The organism is Methylobacterium sp. 001424705 (assembly GCF_059816145.1).
The window spans coordinates 80,591-101,075 of sequence record NZ_JCBANU010000011.1 but is presented as its reverse complement, the minus strand read 5'-3'; the positions used below and the strand labels follow the sequence as shown (position 1 = coordinate 101,075).

The following is a 20,485-nucleotide window of genomic DNA, read 5'->3' as shown; positions in this document are numbered from 1 at the left end:
TAATGTCAAGGCCCCGATGACCGCTTTTCGCACCCTCGACGATGCCGGCCCGCTCCAGGGCAAGCGCGTGCTCCTGCGCGTGGACCTGAACGTGCCGATGGAGGGTGGGCGTGTCACCGACGCCACCCGCATCGAGCGGATCGTGCCGACCATCAACGAGATCGCCGGCAAGGGCGGTCGCGTCGTGCTGCTGGCCCATTTCGGACGCCCGAAGGGCAAGCCCGTCGCCGCAGAATCGCTGAAGCCCGTAGTCGAAACCTTGAGCCGAAAGCTCGGCCGTCCCGTCGCCTTCGCGGAGGATTGCGTGGGCTCGGCGGCGGCGGACGCTGTCGCGCGCCTGCAGGACGGGGACGTCGCCCTCCTCGAAAACACCCGCTTCCATGCCGGAGAGGAACAGAACGACCGGGCCTTCGCCGAGCAGCTCGCTACCAATGGCGACCTCTACGTCAACGAGGCCTTCTCGGCTGCGCATCGCGCACACGCCTCCACCGAGGGCTTGGCCCATCTGCTGCCGGCCTATGCGGGTCGCCTGATGCAGGCGGAGCTCGACGCTCTGACCAAGGGGCTCGAAGCCCCGACCCGCCCGGTCATCGCCCTCGTCGGCGGTGCCAAGGTCTCCTCCAAGATCGACCTTCTCCAGAACCTCGTGGCGAAAGTCGACATGCTCGTTATCGGCGGCGGTATGGCCAACACCTTCTTGCACGCGCAGGGTAAGGCAGTCGGCAAGTCGCTTTGCGAGAAGGATCTCGCCGACACCGCCCTGCGCATCGTCGAGGCGGCCAAGGCGGCCAAGTGCCGGATCATCCTGCCGGTCGACGCGGTCTCGGCCTCCGAGTTCAAGGCCAACGCTGCGCACGAGACGATCCCGGTCGACGTCGTGCCGGAGACCGGCATGATCCTCGATGCCGGTCCCGCCTCAGTGGCTGAGATCAACGCGGCCATCGACGAGGCTGCCACCCTGGTCTGGAATGGCCCGCTGGGGGCCTTCGAGCTGACCCCGTTCGATGCCGCCACCGTAGCGACCGCCCGGCACGCGGCCGAGCGGACCCAAGCCGGCAAACTCGTCTCGGTGGCCGGCGGCGGCGACACGGTCGCGGCGCTCAACCATGCGGGCGTGGGCGAGACCTTCTCCTACGTGTCTACCGCGGGCGGCGCCTTCCTCGAGTGGCTCGAGGGCAAGGAACTGCCCGGTGTCGAGGCCCTGCGGGCCAAGGGCTGATCGCATCCGCGACGCGGTCTTTTGCGGGATGACAGTCTCCGTCACGCAACGCGGCGTCCCCGGAATGCTGTCCTGCGAGAGTTGCAACGGATCCGCAAAGGTCCGAAATGACGAACGAATTCGGAAGGCTCGCGTTTTCTGGCGCGACGATTGGCGGATCGCCTCGGCGGCGATCGTATCTGAGGAGAAACCCATGGCCCGCATCACCCTGAGGCAACTCCTGGACCATGCCGCCGAGCATGAATACGGCGTGCCGGCGTTTAATCTCAACAACATGGAGCAGGGCCTCGCCATCATGGCGGCGGCGGATGCGACCGACTCCCCGGTAATCCTGCAGGCGAGCAAGGGCGCGCGCGCCTATGCAAACGACATCGTGTTGGCCAAGCTTATCGACGGCCTCGTGGAGATCTATCCCCATATTCCCGTCTGCATGCACCTAGACCACGGCAGTGACGAGGCCACCTGCGCCACGGCGATCCAGTACGGCTTCACCTCGGTCATGATGGACGGGTCGCTGAAGGCCGACGGCAAGACCCCGGCCGACTACAACTACAATGTCGAGATCACCCGCAACGTCACCAAGATGGCCCACTGGGCCGGCGTCTCGGTCGAGGGCGAGCTCGGCGTGCTCGGCTCCCTGGAAAGCGGCCAGGGCGAGGCCGAGGACGGCCACGGCGCCGAGGGCGTGCTCAGCCACGACCAACTCCTCACCGATCCCGACGAGGCCGTGAAGTTCGTGGAGGCCACCAAAGTCGACGCGCTCGCGGTCGCCATGGGCACCTCGCACGGCGCCTACAAGTTTACCCGCAAGCCCGACGGCGACGTCCTGGCGATGAACGTCATCGAGGAGATCCACCGCCGCCTGCCCACGACCCACCTCGTGATGCATGGATCCTCATCGGTGCCGCAGGACCTTCAGGACATCATCAACCAGTATGGCGGCGAGATGAAGCCGACCTGGGGCGTGCCGGTCGAGGAGATCCAGCGCGGCATCAAGCATGGCGTTCGCAAGATCAACATCGACACGGACAACCGCATGGCGATGACGGGCCAGATTCGGAAGATTCTGGCCGAGAACAAGGCCGAGTTCGATCCGCGTAAGTACTTGAAGCCTGCCATGGAGGCGATGACCAAGCTGTGCAGGCAGCGCTTCGAGGAGTTCGGTACCGCCGGCCAGGGTTCCAAGATTCGCCCGGTTTCCGTGGCCACCATGGCCAAGCGTTATGCCAACGGCTCCCTCGATCCGAAGATCGGCGCATTGAGCTGAGGCGCCGGAAGGACCCTGTATGTCGGAACCCCGCACCCGCCTCGCCCTGCTCAGCCCCCACCGGGTCGAGGCCGGTGATGCCGACGCGCTCGGCGCGGCGATCACGGCCGCCTGTGCGGCCGGCGACGTCGCGGCCGTCATCCTGAGACTGGCCCCGGTCGACGAGCGCAGCCTGGTCAATCTGGTCAAGCGCCTGGCCCCGGCCGCGCACGAGGCCGGCGCGGCCGTGGTCGTCGCCTGCGCGCATTTCGACGGCGACCTCGTCAGCGTCTCCGCCCGCGGCGGTGCCGATGGTGTTCACCTCGACAAGGCTCGGGATGGCGACCTGCGCGACCTGCGCGAGCGCTTGGCCGACGGACGAATCCTGGGGGCAGGCGGTCACGAGCAGAAGCACGCCGCGATGGAGGCCGGCGAGGCCGGCGTCGACTACGTCATGTTCGGTGGCCTCTACCCGGATGGGATGTCTCCCGACTCCGAGACGGTCCTAGATCGCGCCGGTTGGTGGACCGAGATCTTCGAGACGCCCTGCATCGCCGTTGCAGACGCTGTCGACCAGATCGGTCCACTTCTGGCGACCGGCGTGGAGTTCCTTGGCCTGGAGAGTGGCCTCTGGATCGGCGAGCACGCCGACGTAGCCGGAATCCAAGCACGGGTTGCCGCCGCCGGGGAGACGGCCGCGTGAGGGTGGCGTTCAGCCTGTTGGCTCTGATGCTCGGCCTGTCCGAGGTCCGGGCCGCGTCGTCTCTGTCGCCGGAAGCGGCCAAGCCTGCGACACGCGAGGTCTTTTCCGCCCCGCTAAAGGAATTGCCGACTCCCTATTCGCCCAATGCCATGCGGGCGGTCCCCTTCACGGCGAAGCCCAGCGACAAGGCAGCCGATATAGCCTTTGGCGCCTACCAGCGCGGGCAATACACCACCGCGTTTCGTGAGGCGACGAAGCGGATCGCGGCTGACCCGAAGGATGCGGCGGCGATGACGCTGCTGGGTGAGCTTTACAATCAGGGCCTCGGCATCAAGCAGGATCCGGTCAAGGCGGCGGAGTGGTACCGACTCGCGGCGGCCCAGGGCGACGTGCACGCAATGGCGTCGCTGGGCCTGATGTCGATCGACGGGCGGGGCGGCGCCAAGGACATGAAGGCCGGCCGACAATGGCTCGAGAAGGCCGCCGGGAACGGTGACACGACGGCAGCCTACAATCTCGCCTTGATTCTCCTCGGGACGGGCTCCGAGCCGGATCAGGCCCGGGCCGCCACCCTGTTCCGCAAGGCGGCGGACGGGGAGATCGGCGCGGCCCAGCACGATCTCGGCGTCCTCTACCTGCAGGGGCGCGGTGTGCAGAAGGATCCGACCCAGGCCGCCGAATGGTTTCGGCGTGCGGCGGATAACGGTGATCTGGCCGGCGAGGTCGAATTCGCCATCCTTCTCTTCAACGGGACGGGCCTCCCGAAGGACGAGACCCGTGCGGCGCGCTACTTCCAGCATGCCGCTGCCCGCGGCAATGCCATCGCGCAGAACCGGATCGCGCGGCTGTTCGTGGTCGGGCGCGGCGTTCAGAAGAATCTGGTCGAGGCGGCAGCCTGGAATCTCGCGGCATCCGCACAGGGTTTGTCCGACGGCTGGCTCGACGAGAACCTAAAGGGCCTGGAGCCAGCCGAGCGACAGCGCGCTGAAGCGCTGGCCGCGGATCGCGCGAAGGTCAATTAGCTGCGTCCCGTGGGGCAGACCCGCTTTCGATAGGGGTGAGCCGGCGCGCAAACGTGCTATGGCCGCGCCGAATGTTAAGTGAATCGACGTTATTTGAATCGGCCTGGACCTGAAGATCGATGATCAGCTCACCTCTCATGACCGTCATGGTCGACGCCGTGCGCAAGGCGGCCCGCGGTCTCAAGCGCGACTACGGCGAGATCGAAAATTTACAGGTCTCTCGCAAAGGCCCCGGAAACTTCGTCTCAGCCGCCGACCGCAAGGCCGAGGAAGTCTTGAAGGATGCCCTGATGAAGGCACGTCCGGGCTACGGGCTCATCTTGGAAGAATCCGGCAACGTTGAGGGCGCAGACAAGAGCCACACCTGGCACGTCGACCCCCTCGACGGGACTACGAACTTTCTTCATGGCATCCCGCACTTCGCGATTTCCGTCGGGCTGGAGCGTGAGGGGCAGATCGTCGCCGGCGTGATCTACGATCCGGCCAAGGATGAACTGTTCGTGGCCGAGCGCGGCAAGGGTGCCTATCTCAACAACCGTCGCCTGCGCGTCTCCGGGCGCACCGACATGGCCGATGCCCTGGTCGCCTACGGATCACCCTATCTCGGCCGCGGCGATCATCCGAAGCTCCTGCGGGAAGTCGCCGCCGTGATGGCCGTGACCGGGGGCGCCCGCCGCTTTGGCTCCGCCGCCCTGGATCTCGCCTACGTCGCCTGCGGCCGCTCGGACCTGTACTGGGAGCGCGATCTGCAAACCTGGGATATCGCCGCGGGGATCATTCTGGTGCGCGAAGCCGGTGGCTTCGTCACCAGCGCCGATGGGGGTGCCGAGCCCCTGGCAGCCCGCTCGGTCGCTTGCGGCAATGAGATTCTGCACGGTGAGCTCGTGAAGCTCCTGCGCCGCGCCAATGCCTGAGGGGCGCCCTCGCGTGCTTCCTCGCCTCCACTCTCCTCGACAAGGGCTCCCCCATGGAAACCCGCCGCCACATCGCGTTGAAGGACTCGATCCGGTCCATCCCGGATTACCCGAAGCCCGGCATCGTGTTTCGCGACATCACCACGCTTCTCAGCGACCCGCGCGCGTTCCGCCGGGCGGTTGACGCGCTGGTACATCCGTACGCGGGGGGACGCATCGATCAGGTGGCAGGCATTGAGGCGCGTGGATTCATCCTAGGCGGCGCGGTGGCACACCAGCTCTCGTCCGGCTTCGTTCCAATCCGCAAGAAGGGCAAGCTTCCGCACACGACGGTATCGATCGCCTACGCCCTAGAGTACGGCACGGACGAGATGGAAATCCACGTTGATGCCATCAAGCCGGGCGACCGGGTGCTTCTGGTGGATGACCTGATCGCCACCGGGGGGACGGCCTGTGCCGCGGTGAACCTGCTGCGTCGGATCGGCGCCGAAGTGGTGGCAGCTTGCTTCGTCATCGATCTGCCGGAAATCGGCGGCGCGCAGAAGCTGCGCGACCTCGATGTACCGGTCCGGACCTTGATGGAATTCGACGGCCACTGACCTTCGCCCCTTCGGAGACACGCGCGGGGCAGGTGGGTGAGGGTACGGGACCTATCCTGACCCCTCACCCACCTTGACCCAGCGTCAGCCGTCGGCAGGCAGCCTCTCTCTCCGGAGAAGAAAAAGGCGCGCGGAGGCTACGCCGCTGCCAAGCTCGTGAACAGGCCGCGCCCGTCGGTCCCGCCGACGAGATCCTCTACGAAATTCTCCGGGTGCGGCATCAGGCCGAGCACGTTGAGTTTCTCGGAGTAGATGCCCGCGATGGAATTCAGCGAGCCGTTGCGATTGGCGTCCACGGTGAGGTTGCCAGCCGCGTCCGCGTAGCGGAACGCCACCCGGCCATCACCTTCGAGACGCGCAATGGTATCCGGGTCTGCGAAGTAATTGCCCTCGCCGTGAGCCACGCAGACGTCGATGACCTGATTCTCGGCATAGGCCGAGGTGAAACGGGTGTCGGCACGCTCCACCCGGAGCAGCTGGCGATGGCAGATAAAGCGCCGGTCCACGTTCCGCATCAGGACGCCCGGCAGAAGGCCGGACTCGCACAGGATCTGGAAGCCGTTGCAGATGCCGAGCACCAAGCCGCCCCGCGCGGCGTGCGCACGGACGGCATCCATCGCGGCTGCGCGGCCGGCGATGGCGCCGCAGCGGAGGTAATCGCCGTACGAAAATCCCCCCGGCAGCACGGCCAGATCGGTGCCGGCCGGTAGCGCGGTATCCGCGTGCCAAACCTTCACGACCTCCGCACCCGATTGGGTCAAGGCTCGGGCCACATCCGCATCGCGGTTGGAGCCTGGAAAAACGATGATGGCAGCGCGCATCAGGCGATCTCGATGGCGTAGTTCTCGACGACCGTGTTCGCGAGCAGCTTCTCGCAGGCGCTCTTCAGCGTCGCCTCTGCAGCCGCGCGGTCCTCTCCCACGATCTCGACGTCGAAAACCTTCCCCTGGCGGACGCTGTCGATACCGGACAAGCCGAACGACGTCAGGGCTGCCTCAATCGCCTTGCCCTGCGGGTCCAGCACGCCGGTCTTCAGGGTGACGATGATGCGTGCTTTCATGGGTTCGAACTCGTCTGGTGTCGGGGCACCCTGCCGATAATCGGGAAATGCCAGGCAAGCAACGCGAAACGGCCCAAGAGCGGCCGCGCATAAACGTCGAAGCTGTGTGTTCCGATCAGCGTGTGGTGGGATCTGGCCCCCGCAGAGGCTCAATGCTCGTCGCGCGCCGCCAGAGTTGCAGCATCACCCAAGCTGCGAAGAGGCTGAACAGCGCCATCAGTACATGCCCCACCGTGTCGCCGAGGTCGAAGAGGCCGGCGAGAGCCCAGCCCGCCGCGATGGCGACGGCGAACACCTCTGTGCCGACGAGAACCATCATGCTCAGGATGGTGATGAGATTGCGCGTGTTCACTGAAGCGTCGCCCCGTTACCGGCTTCACGCGCGGGAGACCCGGCGCAAACATGATCGAGGGCGACGTAGCGCGAACCGGACGGGTCGCGCAATGTCGCCCTCGTTTCGACCCCGACCTTCAGCGTGGGGCGCGCTTGGCCAGGATACGCTGAAGCGTCCGGCGGTGCATGTTCAGGCGACGCGCCGTCTCGGAAACGTTTCGTCCGCACAGTTCGTAGACACGCTGGATGTGCTCCCAGCGCACCCGGTCCGCTGACATCGGGTTCTCCGGCGGGTCAGCCCGCTCGCCCGGCTGCGCCATCAGCGTCCCATGGATCTCGTCGGCGTCGGCTGGTTTGGCTAGATAGTCGAACGCACCGAGTTTCACGGCCGTGACCGCCGTCGCGATATTGCCGTAGCCGGTGAGAATAACCCCCCGTGCGTCCGGGCGGCGCTCCTTCAGGCGAGCGATCACGTCGAGCCCATTGCCGTCGCCGAGTCGCATGTCGATGACCGCGAAGGCCGGCGGACGGACGTCGACCATCGAGACGCCTTCGGCGACGCTTTCGGCAACTTGCACCTCGTAGCCGCGCATCTCCATGGCACGGGCCAGCCGGGTCGAGAATGGCTTATCGTCATCGACGATCAGCAGAGTGCGATCCTGGAAAGCGGCCAGGGGGTCATTGTCGGCGAGCTGAGCGATCTCAGCACTCGGCGCCGTGGTTCCAGTCTGCGTCAGCATCCGACGCTCCTCCGTAGTTCACGAACCATCTTCAATAGGGTTCTGCTGTGATCTTCATATAGGTGTCGCACCCGTTTCCGTCAGGGGTTGCCCACTACTCAATTGCGCATGATCGACCGTCGAGGCGCCTCGCTCAAAGATGTGACGCGCCCAGCTGACACGAACCACGGCGCCCGTCGCCTCATGTTGCGAGACGTTCGACAACGTCAGCTGCGCGCCGGAACGTTCGATCAGGGTCTTGGCGATGAAAAGTCCGAGGCCCAGACCGGCGCCGGTGCTGTCAGGGCTGCGGGACCGATCCGGGCTCCGGGTCGTCACGTAGGGCTCGCCGGCCCGGAGCAGGACTTCGCTCGAGAAACCCGGTCCGTCGTCCCGGATCTCCAGCCAAACCCGCTCGAGGGTCCAGCGCGCCTCGATGATGACCCGCTCGGTGGCAAAGTCGACTGCGTTATCCACGATGTTGGCCAGGCCGAACATCACGCCCGGATTGCGCCGGCAAACCGGCTCCGGACCCTCTCCCTGGTTGGAGACGTCGAGGATGATGCCCATGGCACGCTGCGGCTCGACGAGCTCCTCCACGAGGTGGCTTAGACTGACCGTCTGCAGGAAGCCGGCCTCGTCGCTGTCGAGCGACGTCAGCTTTGAGAGGATACCACGGCAGCGATCGACTTGGTCGCGCAGGAGCGCAAGGTCCTCCCGCACCGAAGGGCTGGCGGTCGTCGCCAATTGACGGGTCAACTCCTTGGTGACCACCATGATGGTGCCGAGCGGCGTACCGAGTTCGTGAGCGGCTGCGGCCGCGAGCCCGTCGAGCTGTGACAGGTGCTGTTCGCGGGCCAGCACCAGTTCCGTGGCGGCCAAGGCCTGCGCCAGTTGGCGCGTCTCCTCCGCGACCTTCCAGGCATAGACGCCCGTGAAGGCGGTTCCGAGCAGGATCGCGGTCCAAATGCCCGAGATGTACAGGAAAGGCAGTTCCAACCGCCCGTCGGCAAACCAGGGCAGGGGGCGGTGCACGAGGGCGAGCAGGGTCGCGAGGCCGATCGCCAAGAGACCGAGCGCCAGGGTCCGTTCCGGCGGCAGGGCGGTTGCCGAGATCAGCACAGGCGCGAGGAACAGCAGCGAGAACGGGTTCTGCAGTCCGCCGGTCAGGAACAGCAGGGCGGCGAGCTGGATGATGTCGAAGGCGAGCAGCAGAGCCGCGGAATCGTCGCTTAAGCGGTAGCTCGCGGGAAAGCGGATGCGCAGCGCGAGGTTCAGCCAGGACGATGTGGCGATGACGAGGAAGCACCAGCCGAAGGGCAACGGCAGGCCCAATCCGAATTGCGCCCCGACCACCGCCGCACTTTGCCCGGTGATCGCGAGCCATCGGAGGCGCACGAAGGTGTCGAGACGCAGATGCCGTGCGTCGCGGACGAAGCCGTTGGTGCTCATGTCGATCATGTCAGGGGAACGATAGGGCCCGGCTGTCTCGCGTCTATCCCTCCGGGTTCGGACATCCGCTCTTGTCGACATCGCTTTTGCGCTAAACCGAGGGGAGCGAATCCGCAGAGGTCGATGTGGAGCGCCGAGCCGACGGCGCATTTCTCAGGCAGCTCGGGGAAGCGACGCCCGTGAAATGGGGAATGGTCCGTGAACTTGTCCTACCTCTGGTACGAGGCCGCCCGACTGATGACGACGCCGGCGCGACTTATCGTCGACGTCGCCAGGCACGGCCTGCAGAACCCCGCCAATCCGCTCGCCTACTCGCCCTATGCCCGCTCGTTGGCGGCCGCCTGCGAGATGTTCGAGCGGGTCACGCGGCGCTACGGCAAGCCGTCCTTCGGCTTCACCAGCGTCACCGTCGACGGAACGAGCGTCCCGGTCAGCGAGCGAGTGGTGTGGGAGCGTCCCTTCTGCCGGGTGATCACCTTCGATCGAAGCTTCTTACGCGGCCCCACGGCGCCACAGCCGAAGCTTCTGATCGTCGCGCCGATGTCTGGCCACTACGCCACGCTCCTGCGCGGCACCGTGGAGGCCATGCTACCCGACCATCAGGTCTTCGTCACCGATTGGGCCGATGCGCGCATGGTGCCGATCGGAGCCGGGCGGTTCGATCTGGATTCCTACATCGACTACCTCATCGACATGTTTCGCGACCTCGGACCGGAGCTTCACGTCATGGCCGTGTGTCAGCCGGCCGTGCCGGTCCTGGCGGCGGTCGCCGTGATGGAGGCGCAGGGCTACGCACCGGTGCCGCGCTCGATCACGCTGATGGGTGGTCCCATCGACACGCGGCGTTCACCGACCGCCGTGAACTGTGTGGCTCAGGAGCGCGGGACGGCCTGGTTCGAGCGCAACTGCATCACCACCGTGCCCGCCGGCTATCCCGGCGTCTGGCGCAGCGTCTATCCGGGCTTCTTCCAGCTCTCCGGATTCATGGCGATGAATCTCGACCGTCACGTTAACGCCCACGCCGAGATGTTCGACCACCTCGTGACGGGGGATGGCGATTCGGCTGAGAAGCACCGCGAGTTCTACGACGAGTATCTCGCCGTGATGGATCTGACGGCCGAGTTCTACCTGCAGACGGTGAAGACGGTCTTCGTCGATCACGCCCTTCCGAGGGGATCGATGATCCATCGCGGCGCCCGCGTCGACCTCGGCGCGATCCGTAGCTGTGCCATTCTCGCCATTGAGGGCGAGAACGACGACATCTCCGGCGTCGGCCAGACCCAAGCTGCCCTGGACCTCACGCCGAACCTTCCTCCGCAGCGAAAAGCCTATCACCTTCAGCAAGCTGTCGGACATTACGGGGTGTTCAACGGGTCGCGCTACCGCACCATCATCGCGCCCCGTATCGCCGCCTTCATTCGCCAGATGGGGGATTCCGAGGGGGGAGGAGAGGCAATCAGCCATCGGCCGGAACCCGACCTGTCGGGGGCGCCTGCCTGAGGATGGGGGCGCTCGGGTCGATGGCGAAGGGGCGCGACAGCGGCTAAGCTGGCGAGATGCGATTGGCGTTGCTGCGCGGGGCGGACCCGGATCACCTCGACATCCTGCACGAGGGCGAGACCCTCCGCGTCCTGCTGCGTCGCCGGCCGACAGCACGTCGTCTGACCCTGCGCGTCTCGAGTGCTACCGGCGAAGTGGTCATGACGCTTCCGACGCGCACCTCGGTCGGTGTCGCCCGAACCTTTGCCATCAGCCACGGGGGATGGATCGCGGCTCGGCTGGCGCGCATGCCCGAGCGGGTGCTGTTTGCGGCGGACGCCGTTCTGCCGATCCGAGGCGTGCCGCACAGGGTCCTGCATCGCGACCGTCGAAGCGGGCTCACCCGGCTCGAGACGCTTGCCGAGGAGCCCGTCCTCTCGGTTGCCTGCGACGCGCCGCACATCGCGCGAAGGGTCACCGATTTCCTGCAGCGGGAAGCCCGGCGTGATCTGACCGAGGCGGTGGCGCGCTACACCGAGAAGCTGGGGCAGGGGCCGACGCGCATCACCTTACGCGACACGCGAAGCCGCTGGGGCTCCTGCACGGTGCGTGGCGAGCTGAATTTCTCCTGGCGGCTGATCTTCGCGCCACCGATGGTGCTCGATTATCTGGTGGCGCACGAGATGGGGCATCTCCGCGAGATGAACCACTCGGCACGATTCTGGACCCTGGTTGGGTTGCTCTGCCCGCATGTGGACGAAGCCGAGCGCTGGCTGAAGCGCAACGGCGCCACCCTGCACCGCTACGGCTGAGGTCGGCTCAACCGCGGACGCGGAGTGCTCGGCCGCGTACGACTTGCTCGGCCGGCCAGGTCGGGCGGGGATCGACATCGCCCGGGTTCAGGGTGCGCGGCGCGACGCTGTCGCAGACTTCCCGCTGGCGCAGGATCACCGGCCGGCCGAACTCGTCCCGACGGCGGATGATGCCGCCGTCGCGGCAGAAGCCCGCGATCTCGGCCGAGCTTCCGCCGCGCCGGCCGCCGGGCGTGCGTGCCACCGGGCGATGCTCGATCACGAGGGGACCATCCCGGTTGAGGGAGCGCTCGACATAGGTCGTCTCGCCCACGGGGAGCGGCTCCGCGAGGGCTGGACCGGCGAGGGCGAGGGTGGCGAGGAGGAGGGGGGCGCGCAGTCGCATGGATCTGTCCGTTGTCGGGCAAGCGTGGCTGTCAGCACTAGAGGCTGTACGCGCGGCGCGATAGTCGGTTCCCGCAGGCCGGCCTTCGCTTGACATTCGATGGCCCAGCATGGTCGGAACACCCGTGTTTTCCGTTAACGGTTCGCGGGGCGGCGGGCCATGCGAAAGGGTCGACGCGTGGGGTTTCGAGGAATGGTGCAGCTTGCACGCGGCCTGGTCGCCCGGGGCGTCGCGGTGGGCCTGCTCGGTGCAGGGATCCTGCTCGCCGGCTTCGGGCCCGAGGGCGCAGCCGCCCAGGGGATGGTTCGCAACACGTTCGGCGATTGGCAACTGCGGTGCGAGACCCCGGCGGGCGCCAAGGCCGAGCAATGCGCCCTGGTGCAATACCTGGCCGCCGAGGACCGGCCGAACCTCACGCTGGTCGTCATCGTCCTGAAGACGGCCGACAACCGCGGCTATCTCCTGCGGGTGGTCGCGCCGCTCGGTGTCCTGCTGCCGTCCGGCCTCGGCCTGAAGATCGACAAGACCGATGTGGGCCGCGCCGGCTTCGTGCGGTGTCTGACGACGGGCTGTGTCGCCGAGGTCGTGATGGATGACGGCTTGATCAAGCAGTTCAGCGGGGGGGCGCAGGCCACCTTCATCGTGTTCCAGACACCGGAGGAGGGCGTCGGCATTCCTCTGTCGATGAAGGGATTCGCCCAGGGCTTCGATAGCCTCAAGTGATGGGCTTCGCGGCGTGCGGGTGAGACGGTTGGTGCGAAGAATGCGGGATCTCGGCATGAATCTCAGCAGGGTGAAGGGCCGGCAGCGTTTGGGGCTCCTCCTGGCAGCGACCCTCGCGGCGAGTGGCGTCGGGGTCGGCCCCACCTCCGCGGAGGAGGGCAACGTCTTCATGAACATGCTGAAATTCGGCGGGACCACGGTGCCGCCGTCCCAGCCGGACGACGCCGATCCGCCCTATTGCCCGACGGTGGCGGTGCCGGAAGGCGGCGCAGCGATCCAGAGCTATGCGGGCCGGGCCGGAGACGGCACCAGCCTCCGGCACCAAGTCACGATCGGTCGCCTGGCCCGAGAATGCGCCAAGCTTCAGGACGGCTCCGTGTCGGTGAAGGTCGGCGTCGAGGGGCAGGTTCTGCTGGGACCCGTCGGTAAGCCGGGTCGCTTCGAAGCTCCGGTCTCGATCAGCATCAAGGCCGGCGACAAGGTCGTGCTGTCCCGCGTCCACAGGGTGCCGGTGACGGTGCCCGCGGGGGCGGCGCAGGGACTGTTCTCCTTCGTCGAGGACAATCTCGTCGTCCCGGCGGCGATGGCCCGCGACTACGACATCGAGGTTCGTCTCGGGGCTGCGCCGCAGAAGACGGCGCCGCGGAAAAAGAAGAAGCCCGCGGTCTCCGCCACGTCGGAGGATCGCGTGGCGGCGCCCGCCACGGATGCGGCCGAGTGAGCGGTGAGCCTGCGCAGGTGATGTCCTGACCGCATCCGGACGCCCCGTCGCCTTCTCGCTCGACGCCACGGATGATCCCCTCTTCGGTCACCGGCTTCGCCTCGCCGAGAATGGGCGCGGTCGCTGGATCATGTTGATGTATCGAGCAAATCCGGTCGTGCGTCCGCTGCGGCCGCTCCTGCGCCTGACCCGCGACGACGGACGGCGCGAACTTTTCGTCCTGCCCGGGGCGGGGCAGGGGGCGGCCTGCTGGCTCGGCTTCCTGCCGGCGGATGCCGCCGCGATCGACCTCGCCATCGACGAACGCAGCGGCTTCGTGCTGGAACGGGTCGGCCTGCGTTCGGAGGCGAGCGTGTTCGCCGAATGCCTGCGCGTACGTCCGCTCCGGGCGATTTCCGCTTGTTATCAGAGGCTTAGGCGCAACGAGCGCCGCACCCGCGACATCCTCCGGGGGAGCTGCGGGGTGAGGCCGGTCGCGGATTTCGCGGATTGGGCGCGCCGGCGGACCCGCGCCGATGCGGCTCCGGTGCCGGAAGGGCGGGCGGTTCGGCTGGTGATGCCGGCCGGGCCGGCGGACGCGGAGCGGGTCGCCGCCACGATCGCGAGCCTGAAGGCCCAGCGTTACGCGGTCTGGCGCCTCGTCGTGGGCTGGTCGGAGGCGGGGGTCGCCATCCCCACGGACGATGCGCGGATCGCGCAACGCGTCTGGCCGGCCTCGGCCTGCCTCGGTGATTTGCTGAATGGTGACAGCGCTTTGGCGCTGCTTGCCCCGGGCGACACCCTCGATCCGGACGCCCTGGCGATCCTGCTTCGCGCCCTGGCGGAGCCGGACCGTCCGCAGATGGTCTATGCGGATGCCCAGGGCGAGGGCCCGGACCCGACGCCGGCACTCAAGCCGGACTGGAGCCCGGACCTGGCGCTGACCACGGCCTATCCCGGCACCCCGACCCTCTATGCCGGGGGCCTGCTCGAACGCCTCAAGGCCATCCCGCTCGGCGCGCCGGACGCGTTCGCGGTTCGCTTCGGGCTCGCCGCGGTATACCACGCGGGTCGCGACGAGGTCGCGCATGTCCCGCGCGTTCTCGCGCGCGTGGCGCCTCCGCCGCCGGATTCAGCCGAGCGTCACGCGGCGATTCTTCAAACGCACCTCACCGAGACCCACCGTCCGGCGCGGGTCGAGGCACATCCGACGGGGTTCGACCTGCTCTGGGCGTTGCCGGAGCCGCCGCCGCTCGCCAGCGTCGTCATCCCGTCCCGGGATCGCCTGGACCTGATCCGGGTCGCCGCCGACGGGGTGCTCAACGGGACGGACTACCCGGCGATCGAGCTCGTCATCGTCGACAACGGCTCCACCGATCCGGCGGTGCTCGCCCATTACGAGACGTTGCGGCGGGATCCGCGGGTTCGCCTCCTGTCCTATCCGGGGCCGTTCAATTTCTCCGCGATGATCAATGCCGGCGTGGCCGCGTCGCGGGGCGACGTGGTGGTCCTCCTCAACAACGACGTCGCGGTGCTGCGCGAGGACTGGCTCAGCGCCCTGGTGCGCCAAGCTTGCCGGCCGGAGATCGGCGCGGTGGGGGCGAAGCTCCTCTATGCGGACGGGACCCTGCAGCATGCCGGCGTGGTAGTGGGGCTCGGGGGCCGGGCCGGGCACATCCTGCGCCGGCGGCCGGCCGACACCCCCGGCATGCTCGGCCGGATGCGGGTCGCCCACGAGGTCTCGGCCGTCACCGCGGCCTGCCTCGCGGTCGGGCGGGCCAAGTTCGACGCGGTCGGCGGCCTCGACGCGGACAATTTCGCCGTCGACTTCAACGACGTCGATTTCTGCCTGCGTCTCGCGGCGGCCGGCTACCGGACGCTCTGGACGCCGCGGGCCGTGATGGCCCACCTCGAATCGACCAGCCGCGGACCGGCGGTCGGAGCGGCGCGGGCGCGCTTCGAGGCGGAGGCCGACCGCTTCGTGGCGCGCTGGCGCGACACCATCCGGCACGATCCCTATTACCATCCGGACCTGTCGCTGACGACGTTCGGGGAAGATCTAGAATAGGGAAGACCTTGACGAGGCAGGACCGTGAATAGGAGGCCCGACCCGGCGCTCGCCTTCGCGGGCGTGGCCCGGAGCCCGGTCTGGCGGCGCTGGGCGCTGGCCGCTGGGCATCTGCTCCGCCACCGGGGGGAGGGGATGGCGATCCTGCGGGCGCGGCTGGCGGGCAAGCGCGTCCGCGCCGGCCAGGCCGCGGCCGCTCTGTTCGGCCTCGACCATGCGGGACTCCTCTGCAGCCCGGCGGCGCAAGGCCGGCTCCTGCGGGCAACCACGACCTCGACCGCGGGCGCGGCGCGTCCGCGCGAGACCGTCGCGGTCCTGTCCGTCGCGGATCTGGGGAGCGACCCGCCCTCCGGCGCCGACCTCCTCGTCCTCGCGGCGCCGGGTCATGCCCTGCTGCCGGGCGCCACCGCCCTTCTCGCCGCGGCGTTCGCGCGGTCCCCGGCGCACCAGCTCGCCTACGGCGATGCGCTGCTGGGGCCCGAGACCGGGCCGGCGATGCCGCTGCTGCGTCCCGCCTTCGACCCCGACTACGCCCGGGCGGTGCCGTATCTCGGCCCCGTGCTGGCGGTCCGGGCCTCGGCCCTCGCCGCCATCACCGAGACGGAGGGGCCGCTCACCGATGCCCTCGACCTCACCGAGCGGGTGGCGGAGCGGTTCGGGCGCGGGGCGATCGGGCACCTGCCGCGCCTCCTCTCGCGCAGCGAGGCGGCGGCGGACGGGGCGCAGGACCCGGCGGCGCGCGCCGCCACCCTGCGCCGGGCCCTGGACCGCCGCGGCGACCACGCCGTCGCGATCCGGGTGGAGGCGGATGGCGTGCTCACCCTGGCGCACCCCCTGCCGGAGGTGCCTCCGCGCGTCAGCCTCATCGTGCCGACCCGGGACCGGGTCGATCTCCTGCGGACCTGCATCGCCAGCCTCGTCGCCTGCACCGACTGGCCGGAGCGGGAGATCCTGATCTGCGACAACGACAGTCGCGCGCCCGAGACCCTGGCGTATTTCAGGGAGCTGGAGGCAGCCGGCCTCGCCCGAATCGTGCCCTGTCCCGGCCCCTTCGATTTCGCCGGCATGAACAACCGGGCCGCTGCGCAGGCGCGGGGGACGGTCCTGGCCTTCGTCAACAACGACGTCGCCGCCCTGCATCCGGACTGGCTGGAGCGGCTGGTGCGCGAGGCCCTGCGGCCGGATGTGGGAGCGGTCGGCGCCAAGCTCCTCGATGGGCAGGGTCGCATCCAGCACGGCGGGGTGCTGCTCGGGCCGGGCGGGCTCGTCACCCACGCGCACCGGTTCTTCCCCGGCGACGCGCCGGGCTACCTCGGCGGGCTGCGGGCGACCCGCGCGGTGGCGGCGGTCACGGCCGCCTGCCTCGTGGTGGAGGCGCGCAAGTTCGCGGCGGTCGGGGGCTTCGATGCGGGCGCCTTCGCGGTCGACTTCAACGACGTCGACCTGTGCCTGCGCCTCGGGGCGGCGGGCTACCGCACCCTGTTCGTCCCGGGGGCGGTGCTGCGCCACGACGAGGCCGCGAGCCGGCGCTGGACGGTCGCGGCCCGGGCGCGCCACGGGCGCGAAGTCGCGGCCTTCCACGAACGATGGGGGCCGCTGCTGGCGCAGGACCCCCATTATCACCCGGGGTTCGACCCCGATCTCGGCACCTACGCGCGGTTGCGCCCGGACTGGCCGGAGGCGGGCGCGGTGGATCTGCGGTGAGCGTCAAGCCGGCTTCAGGTCCGGGAACCCTCACGCAGCACCCCGTCATCCTGGGGCCGCGCAGCGGAGTTCAGGATCCGGACACGCAGGAAGTGCCGGATACGACGCCGCGTCGGCGGTTCTGGATTGCACGCCGCTGGCGCGCCCCTTCGGGGCCGGGCTCGCCTGCGACGGCGCGGAATGACGGCGCGGTGCCATCCGCCAACGACCGCTGGTTCAGGAGTCGCCGTTCGAAAAACCCAGCCGGCCCGCGCGATCGAAACCCGCGGGGCCGGTCGGCGTGTCTTACTGGACGAGGCGGGGGCCGCCCGTCTGGACCTTCTCGTTCTCGGACATGATGCCGAGGCGCTTGGCCACTTCGGTATAGGCCTCGATCAGGCCGCCGAGGTCCTTGCGGAAGCGGTCCTTGTCGAGCTTGTCCGACGACTTGATGTCCCACAGGCGGCAGGAATCCGGGGAGATCTCGTCGGCGACGACGATGCGCATCATGTCGCCTTCCCAGAGGCGGCCGGTCTCGATCTTGAAGTCGACGAGGCGGATGCCGACGCCGAGGAAGAGGCCGGACAGGAAGTCGTTGACCCGGATGGCCAGCGCCATGATGTCGTCGATCTCCTGGGGGGTCGCCCAGCCGAAGGCCGTGATGTGCTCTTCCGACACCATCGGGTCGTTGAGCGCGTCGTTCTTGTAGTAGAACTCGATGATCGAGCGCGGCAGCTGCGTGCCTTCCTCGAGGCCGAGGCGGGTGGCGAGCGAGCCGGCGGCGACGTTGCGCACCACCACTTCGAGCGGGATGATCTCGACTTCGCGGATCAGCTGCTCGCGCATGTTCAGGCGGCGGATGAAGTGCGTGGGCACGCCGATGTCGTTGAGGTGCTGGAAGACGAACTCGGAGATCCGGTTGTTCAGTACGCCCTTACCGTCGATGACATCATGCTTCTGCGCGTTGAAGGCGGTGGCATCATCCTTGAAGTGCTGGATGAGCGTTCCCGGCTCCGGACCCTCGTAGAGGACCTTCGCCTTGCCCTCGTAGATGCGACGGCGGCGGTTCATAGGCGTGTACCGTGGTTTGAGGAAGTCCATGGGCCGTGACTCCTTGCGAGCGAACGATGCGGAATCCGCGGCGTGGCGGCCTGTGAATGGGGCCGGGCCGAGAGACACGTCGTACGTCGAAAGCCTCCGCGACCGTGGCGCAAACTACCCGAAGGCGGCTGGCAGCACAACGCGCTGGCCGGATGGGACCCATGCCGTTCAGGGAGAGGCCGGGTGATAACGGGGAGTCCGTGCCGGAGGCAAGGGCGCGGCGGCCGAGGCCGGCCGGAGGAAGCGCCGCCGGGAGGGGCGCGCCTCCGGGTCAGGGCGCCGGCGTCTTGGCCGGAAAACGGCAGAGGTCGGCGATGGGACAGCGATAGCATTCGGGCTTGCGTGCCTTGCAGATGTAGCGGCCGAACAGGATCAGCCAGTGATGGGCGTTCAGCCGGTAGGGGGCGGGCACAAGGGCTTCGAGCCCGGCCTGGACCTTGTCGGTGGTGGGGGCGACCACCAGCGGGATCCGGTTGGAGACCCGGAAGATGTGGGTGTCGACCGCGATGGCCTCCTCGCCGAAGGCGACGTTGCGCACCACGCTCGCGGTCTTGGTGCCGACGCCCGGCAGCACCTCCAGGGCCTCGCGGGTGCGGGGCACTTCGCCGCCATGCTCCTCCACCAGGATGCGCGACAGGGCGATCACGTTCTTCGCCTTGGTGTTGAACAGGCCGATGGTGCGGATGAAGTCGCGCACCCGCTCTTCCCCGAGGGCCAGCATCGCGGCCGGCGTGTCGGCGATGGCGAAGAGCGGCGCTGTGGCGAGGTTGACGCTGCGGTCGGTGGCCTGGGCCGAGAGCACCACCGCCACCAGAAGGGTGAAGGGGTTCTGGAATTCCAGTTCGGCGCGCGGCTCCGGATTGGCCGCGCTGAGCCGTGCGAAGATCTCCGACACCGCCTCCGGGCCGACGGGATCGGGCGTGGCGGGCGCCTCTGCGACGATCGGCGCGGCGAGGCGCGCGGAGATCGGCGATTTCCGGGGTCGGGTCGGCTGTCGGCTGGGCATCCCTGCGTTATATTCCCCGCATGGCGAGCGGCAATGACCACGTCCCTCCGATCGGCCGGCATCCGGACGGCCTCGATCCCGACAGCATGGATCGGCCTGTCTTCCAGGCCACCATCCGGCCGCACCAATCCCTGAGCCCCGACGGCTTCCGCAACGTGATGATCGGGTGCTGCGCCGTCTCCCTCGTGACCTCGATCGCCTGCGTCCGGGCCGGGTTCTGGCCCGTGGCCGGCTTCTTCGGCCTCGACATGATCGCCCTCTACGTGGCGCTGAAGGCGAGCTTCCGGCGCGGTCGCTCCTTCGAGGAAGTGGCGATCACCCCGATCGAGGTGATGCTCGCCCGGGTGACCCATCGGGGCGAGCGCCGGGAATGGCGCTTCAACCCCCTCTGGACCAAGCTCACCCGGGTCGAGGACGACGAGTACGGCATGCAGACCCTGACCCTCGAATCGCGCCGGGAATTCGTGGTGGTCGCCCGCGACGCCTCGCCGCCGGAGCGCGAGGTGATCGCCGAGGGCCTGACCCGCGCGCTGGCGCAGGTGAAGAAGGGCTATTGAGGTGAGTCGGCGCGGGCGCGGATGGCTGGCCGTGCTGATCGGCGCGGGGCTGGCCAGCGCCGGTTTTTCGCGGGACGGCGCGGCGGCGCCGGCACAGGTCACCGTCCGCTTCGTGGCGCCGGAGCGCTACACCGACGCCGACGACCGCTACGGCTCGGGGCCCGGCCTGCGCGGCACCCTCGCGGAGATCCGCCGCATCATCGAGGCCTCGGCCCTGCGGGTGATGGGACCGGACGAGACGCTGGTGGTGGACGTCCTCGACATCGACCGGGCCGGTTTCGTGCGCCCGGACCTGAACATCCCCTCGGGCCTGCGGATCGTCAGTGACGTGACCCCGCCGGCGATCCGCCTGCGCTACGACCTGCGGCGGGGCGGCCGCCGGATCGCCGGGGGCGAGGAGCGCCTGACCGACATCAACTTCCTGTTCGGCGCCCGCGCCGCCGCGGCCTTCGGGAGCTTCGGCTACGAGGAGGCCCTGCTGCGCGACTGGGCCCGCACCCGGCTCTCCGGGCGCGCCGGCGGTCCGGGGCCGCGGCCCGAATAGGCGCGCCGCCCCGTGGCGGCGGGGGCCGCCACATGACCAAAACGTCATGTTTCCGCCAGCGTCGCGCAACCCGCCGCTTCCCATGCTCCGGGCCATCGACCCGGCGAGGAGGGATGCGGCATGAGCGTTGCCGGACAAGGCGGTTTCGCGCGGACGGGCG

The 20,485-nt window shown here is 68.5% G+C and carries 22 protein-coding genes; 14 read left to right on the top strand and 8 right to left on the bottom strand.

The features are described from left to right. The first annotated feature begins 16 nt into the window (after positions 1–16). The 6 genes from AC6EUL_RS10640 to AC6EUL_RS10615 all read left to right on the top strand — a co-directional run bounded on the left by AC6EUL_RS10640 (position 17) and on the right by AC6EUL_RS10615 (position 5,703). Positions 17–1,219 (top strand): phosphoglycerate kinase, encoded by a 1,203-nt coding sequence (locus AC6EUL_RS10640; protein WP_499870045.1) that lies wholly within the window; start codon positions 17–19, stop codon positions 1,217–1,219. 193 nt (positions 1,220–1,412) lie between these two features. Continuing rightward, entirely contained in the window at positions 1,413–2,486 is a 1,074-nt protein-coding gene (fba, locus tag AC6EUL_RS10635; RefSeq protein ID WP_056216895.1) for a class II fructose-bisphosphate aldolase, read from the top strand. Between the two features lie 19 nt (positions 2,487–2,505). Then, entirely contained in the window at positions 2,506–3,168 is a 663-nt protein-coding gene (locus AC6EUL_RS10630) for a thiamine phosphate synthase (protein WP_056350495.1), read from the top strand. Between the two features lie 26 nt (positions 3,169–3,194). Further along, positions 3,195–4,190, top strand: coding sequence for a tetratricopeptide repeat protein (locus tag AC6EUL_RS10625; protein WP_499870058.1), 996 nt, complete (start codon positions 3,195–3,197; stop codon positions 4,188–4,190). A gap of 119 nt (positions 4,191–4,309) precedes the next feature. Next, on the top strand, positions 4,310–5,104 hold the full coding sequence (locus tag AC6EUL_RS10620) for an inositol monophosphatase family protein (protein ID WP_055955245.1): 795 nt from the start codon (positions 4,310–4,312) through the stop codon (positions 5,102–5,104). A gap of 53 nt (positions 5,105–5,157) precedes the next feature. After that, positions 5,158–5,703, top strand: coding sequence for an adenine phosphoribosyltransferase (locus AC6EUL_RS10615; protein ID WP_056216903.1), 546 nt, complete (start codon positions 5,158–5,160; stop codon positions 5,701–5,703). Between the two features lie 137 nt (positions 5,704–5,840). On the opposite strand, the gene purQ is transcribed toward AC6EUL_RS10615, so the two are convergent. The 5 genes from purQ to AC6EUL_RS10590 all read right to left on the bottom strand — a co-directional run bounded on the left by purQ (position 5,841) and on the right by AC6EUL_RS10590 (position 9,276). Further along, a complete protein-coding gene (gene purQ, locus AC6EUL_RS10610; RefSeq protein ID WP_499870044.1) occupies positions 5,841–6,524 on the bottom strand; it encodes a phosphoribosylformylglycinamidine synthase subunit PurQ in 684 nt (227 codons plus the stop codon). Then, the gene (purS, locus tag AC6EUL_RS10605) at positions 6,524–6,763 is read right to left on the bottom strand and encodes a phosphoribosylformylglycinamidine synthase subunit PurS (protein WP_056269849.1); all 240 of its coding nucleotides are present in this window, start codon (positions 6,761–6,763) and stop codon (positions 6,524–6,526) included. The genes purQ and purS overlap by 1 nt, the downstream gene beginning before the upstream one ends. A gap of 115 nt (positions 6,764–6,878) precedes the next feature. Then, positions 6,879–7,115: a hypothetical protein gene (locus tag AC6EUL_RS10600; RefSeq protein ID WP_056216916.1), complete on the bottom strand. Its 237-nt coding sequence runs from the start codon at positions 7,113–7,115 to the stop codon at positions 6,879–6,881. Positions 7,116–7,233: 118 nt separating this feature from the next. Then, positions 7,234–7,836: an ActR/PrrA/RegA family redox response regulator transcription factor gene (locus AC6EUL_RS10595; protein WP_056216919.1), complete on the bottom strand. Its 603-nt coding sequence runs from the start codon at positions 7,834–7,836 to the stop codon at positions 7,234–7,236. 54 nt (positions 7,837–7,890) lie between these two features. Further along, positions 7,891–9,276: an ActS/PrrB/RegB family redox-sensitive histidine kinase gene (locus AC6EUL_RS10590; protein ID WP_056269847.1), complete on the bottom strand. Its 1,386-nt coding sequence runs from the start codon at positions 9,274–9,276 to the stop codon at positions 7,891–7,893. Between the two features lie 189 nt (positions 9,277–9,465). Here AC6EUL_RS10590 and AC6EUL_RS10585 point away from each other — a divergent pair, with 189 nt between their 5' ends. Both AC6EUL_RS10585 and AC6EUL_RS10580 read left to right on the top strand, forming a co-directional pair. Next, positions 9,466–10,767 (top strand): polyhydroxyalkanoate depolymerase, encoded by a 1,302-nt coding sequence (locus AC6EUL_RS10585; RefSeq protein ID WP_499870043.1) that lies wholly within the window; start codon positions 9,466–9,468, stop codon positions 10,765–10,767. Between the two features lie 56 nt (positions 10,768–10,823). After that, positions 10,824–11,558 (top strand): M48 family metallopeptidase, encoded by a 735-nt coding sequence (locus AC6EUL_RS10580; RefSeq protein ID WP_499870042.1) that lies wholly within the window; start codon positions 10,824–10,826, stop codon positions 11,556–11,558. A 7-nt stretch (positions 11,559–11,565) separates the two neighbouring features. Here AC6EUL_RS10580 and AC6EUL_RS10575 read toward each other — a convergent pair whose 3' ends face one another. Beyond that, positions 11,566–11,943, bottom strand: a complete 378-nt coding sequence (locus tag AC6EUL_RS10575; protein ID WP_056269842.1) for a hypothetical protein — start codon at positions 11,941–11,943, stop codon at positions 11,566–11,568. Between the two features lie 192 nt (positions 11,944–12,135). Between AC6EUL_RS10575 and AC6EUL_RS10570 the strand changes: the two genes are divergently transcribed. The 4 genes from AC6EUL_RS10570 (at position 12,136) to AC6EUL_RS10555 (ending at position 17,138) form a co-directional block, all read left to right on the top strand. Further along, entirely contained in the window at positions 12,136–12,666 is a 531-nt protein-coding gene (locus AC6EUL_RS10570; protein WP_108039224.1) for an invasion associated locus B family protein, read from the top strand. 55 nt (positions 12,667–12,721) lie between these two features. After that, positions 12,722–13,387, top strand: a complete 666-nt coding sequence (locus AC6EUL_RS10565; RefSeq protein WP_499870041.1) for a hypothetical protein — start codon at positions 12,722–12,724, stop codon at positions 13,385–13,387. 130 nt (positions 13,388–13,517) lie between these two features. Next, positions 13,518–15,434 carry a glycosyltransferase family 2 protein gene (locus tag AC6EUL_RS10560; protein WP_499870040.1) on the top strand — a complete coding sequence of 639 codons (1,917 nt, stop codon included), beginning with the start codon at positions 13,518–13,520 and terminating at the stop codon, positions 15,432–15,434. Positions 15,435–15,458: 24 nt separating this feature from the next. Beyond that, positions 15,459–17,138: a glycosyltransferase family 2 protein gene (locus AC6EUL_RS10555; protein WP_499870039.1), complete on the top strand. Its 1,680-nt coding sequence runs from the start codon at positions 15,459–15,461 to the stop codon at positions 17,136–17,138. Positions 17,139–17,423: 285 nt separating this feature from the next. On the opposite strand, the gene purC is transcribed toward AC6EUL_RS10555, so the two are convergent. Next, entirely contained in the window at positions 17,424–18,218 is a 795-nt protein-coding gene (gene purC / locus AC6EUL_RS10550; protein WP_055955211.1) for a phosphoribosylaminoimidazolesuccinocarboxamide synthase, read from the bottom strand. A gap of 271 nt (positions 18,219–18,489) precedes the next feature. Continuing rightward, complete coding sequence (gene nth / locus AC6EUL_RS10545; protein WP_082501105.1) at positions 18,490–19,224, bottom strand: endonuclease III; 735 nt, start codon at positions 19,222–19,224, stop codon at positions 18,490–18,492. Between the two features lie 20 nt (positions 19,225–19,244). On the opposite strand from nth, the gene AC6EUL_RS10540 reads away from it, so the two are divergent. Both AC6EUL_RS10540 and AC6EUL_RS10535 read left to right on the top strand, forming a co-directional pair. Then, entirely contained in the window at positions 19,245–19,781 is a 537-nt protein-coding gene (locus AC6EUL_RS10540) for a DUF2244 domain-containing protein (RefSeq protein WP_056216945.1), read from the top strand. A gap of 31 nt (positions 19,782–19,812) precedes the next feature. After that, positions 19,813–20,325, top strand: a complete 513-nt coding sequence (locus AC6EUL_RS10535; protein ID WP_056217447.1) for a DUF3016 domain-containing protein — start codon at positions 19,813–19,815, stop codon at positions 20,323–20,325. Positions 20,326–20,485 lie beyond the last annotated feature (160 nt).

Bases quoted from the DNA above. Each gene is read 5' to 3' on its own strand.
- AC6EUL_RS10640 (WP_499870045.1), top strand. From the start codon at position 17: ATGACCGCTTTTCGCACCCTCGACGATGCCGGCCCGCTCCAGGGCAAG.
- fba (WP_056216895.1), top strand. From the start codon at position 1,413: ATGGCCCGCATCACCCTGAGGCAACTCCTGGACCATGCCGCCGAGCAT.
- AC6EUL_RS10570 (WP_108039224.1), top strand. From the start codon at position 12,136: ATGGTGCAGCTTGCACGCGGCCTGGTCGCCCGGGGCGTCGCGGTGGGC.
- AC6EUL_RS10620 (WP_055955245.1), top strand. From the start codon at position 4,310: ATGATCAGCTCACCTCTCATGACCGTCATGGTCGACGCCGTGCGCAAG.
- nth (WP_082501105.1), bottom strand. From the start codon at position 19,224: ATGCCCAGCCGACAGCCGACCCGACCCCGGAAATCGCCGATCTCCGCG.
- AC6EUL_RS10595 (WP_056216919.1), bottom strand. From the start codon at position 7,836: ATGCTGACGCAGACTGGAACCACGGCGCCGAGTGCTGAGATCGCTCAG.
- AC6EUL_RS10560 (WP_499870040.1), top strand. From the start codon at position 13,518: ATGTTGATGTATCGAGCAAATCCGGTCGTGCGTCCGCTGCGGCCGCTC.
- AC6EUL_RS10575 (WP_056269842.1), bottom strand. From the start codon at position 11,943: ATGCGACTGCGCGCCCCCCTCCTCCTCGCCACCCTCGCCCTCGCCGGT.
- AC6EUL_RS10565 (WP_499870041.1), top strand. From the start codon at position 12,722: ATGAATCTCAGCAGGGTGAAGGGCCGGCAGCGTTTGGGGCTCCTCCTG.
- AC6EUL_RS10625 (WP_499870058.1), top strand. From the start codon at position 3,195: ATGCTCGGCCTGTCCGAGGTCCGGGCCGCGTCGTCTCTGTCGCCGGAA.
- AC6EUL_RS10630 (WP_056350495.1), top strand. From the start codon at position 2,506: ATGTCGGAACCCCGCACCCGCCTCGCCCTGCTCAGCCCCCACCGGGTC.
- AC6EUL_RS10590 (WP_056269847.1), bottom strand. From the start codon at position 9,276: ATGATCGACATGAGCACCAACGGCTTCGTCCGCGACGCACGGCATCTG.
- AC6EUL_RS10540 (WP_056216945.1), top strand. From the start codon at position 19,245: ATGGCGAGCGGCAATGACCACGTCCCTCCGATCGGCCGGCATCCGGAC.
- AC6EUL_RS10615 (WP_056216903.1), top strand. From the start codon at position 5,158: ATGGAAACCCGCCGCCACATCGCGTTGAAGGACTCGATCCGGTCCATC.
- purQ (WP_499870044.1), bottom strand. From the start codon at position 6,524: ATGCGCGCTGCCATCATCGTTTTTCCAGGCTCCAACCGCGATGCGGAT.
- purS (WP_056269849.1), bottom strand. From the start codon at position 6,763: ATGAAAGCACGCATCATCGTCACCCTGAAGACCGGCGTGCTGGACCCG.
- AC6EUL_RS10580 (WP_499870042.1), top strand. From the start codon at position 10,824: ATGCGATTGGCGTTGCTGCGCGGGGCGGACCCGGATCACCTCGACATC.
- purC (WP_055955211.1), bottom strand. From the start codon at position 18,218: ATGGACTTCCTCAAACCACGGTACACGCCTATGAACCGCCGCCGTCGC.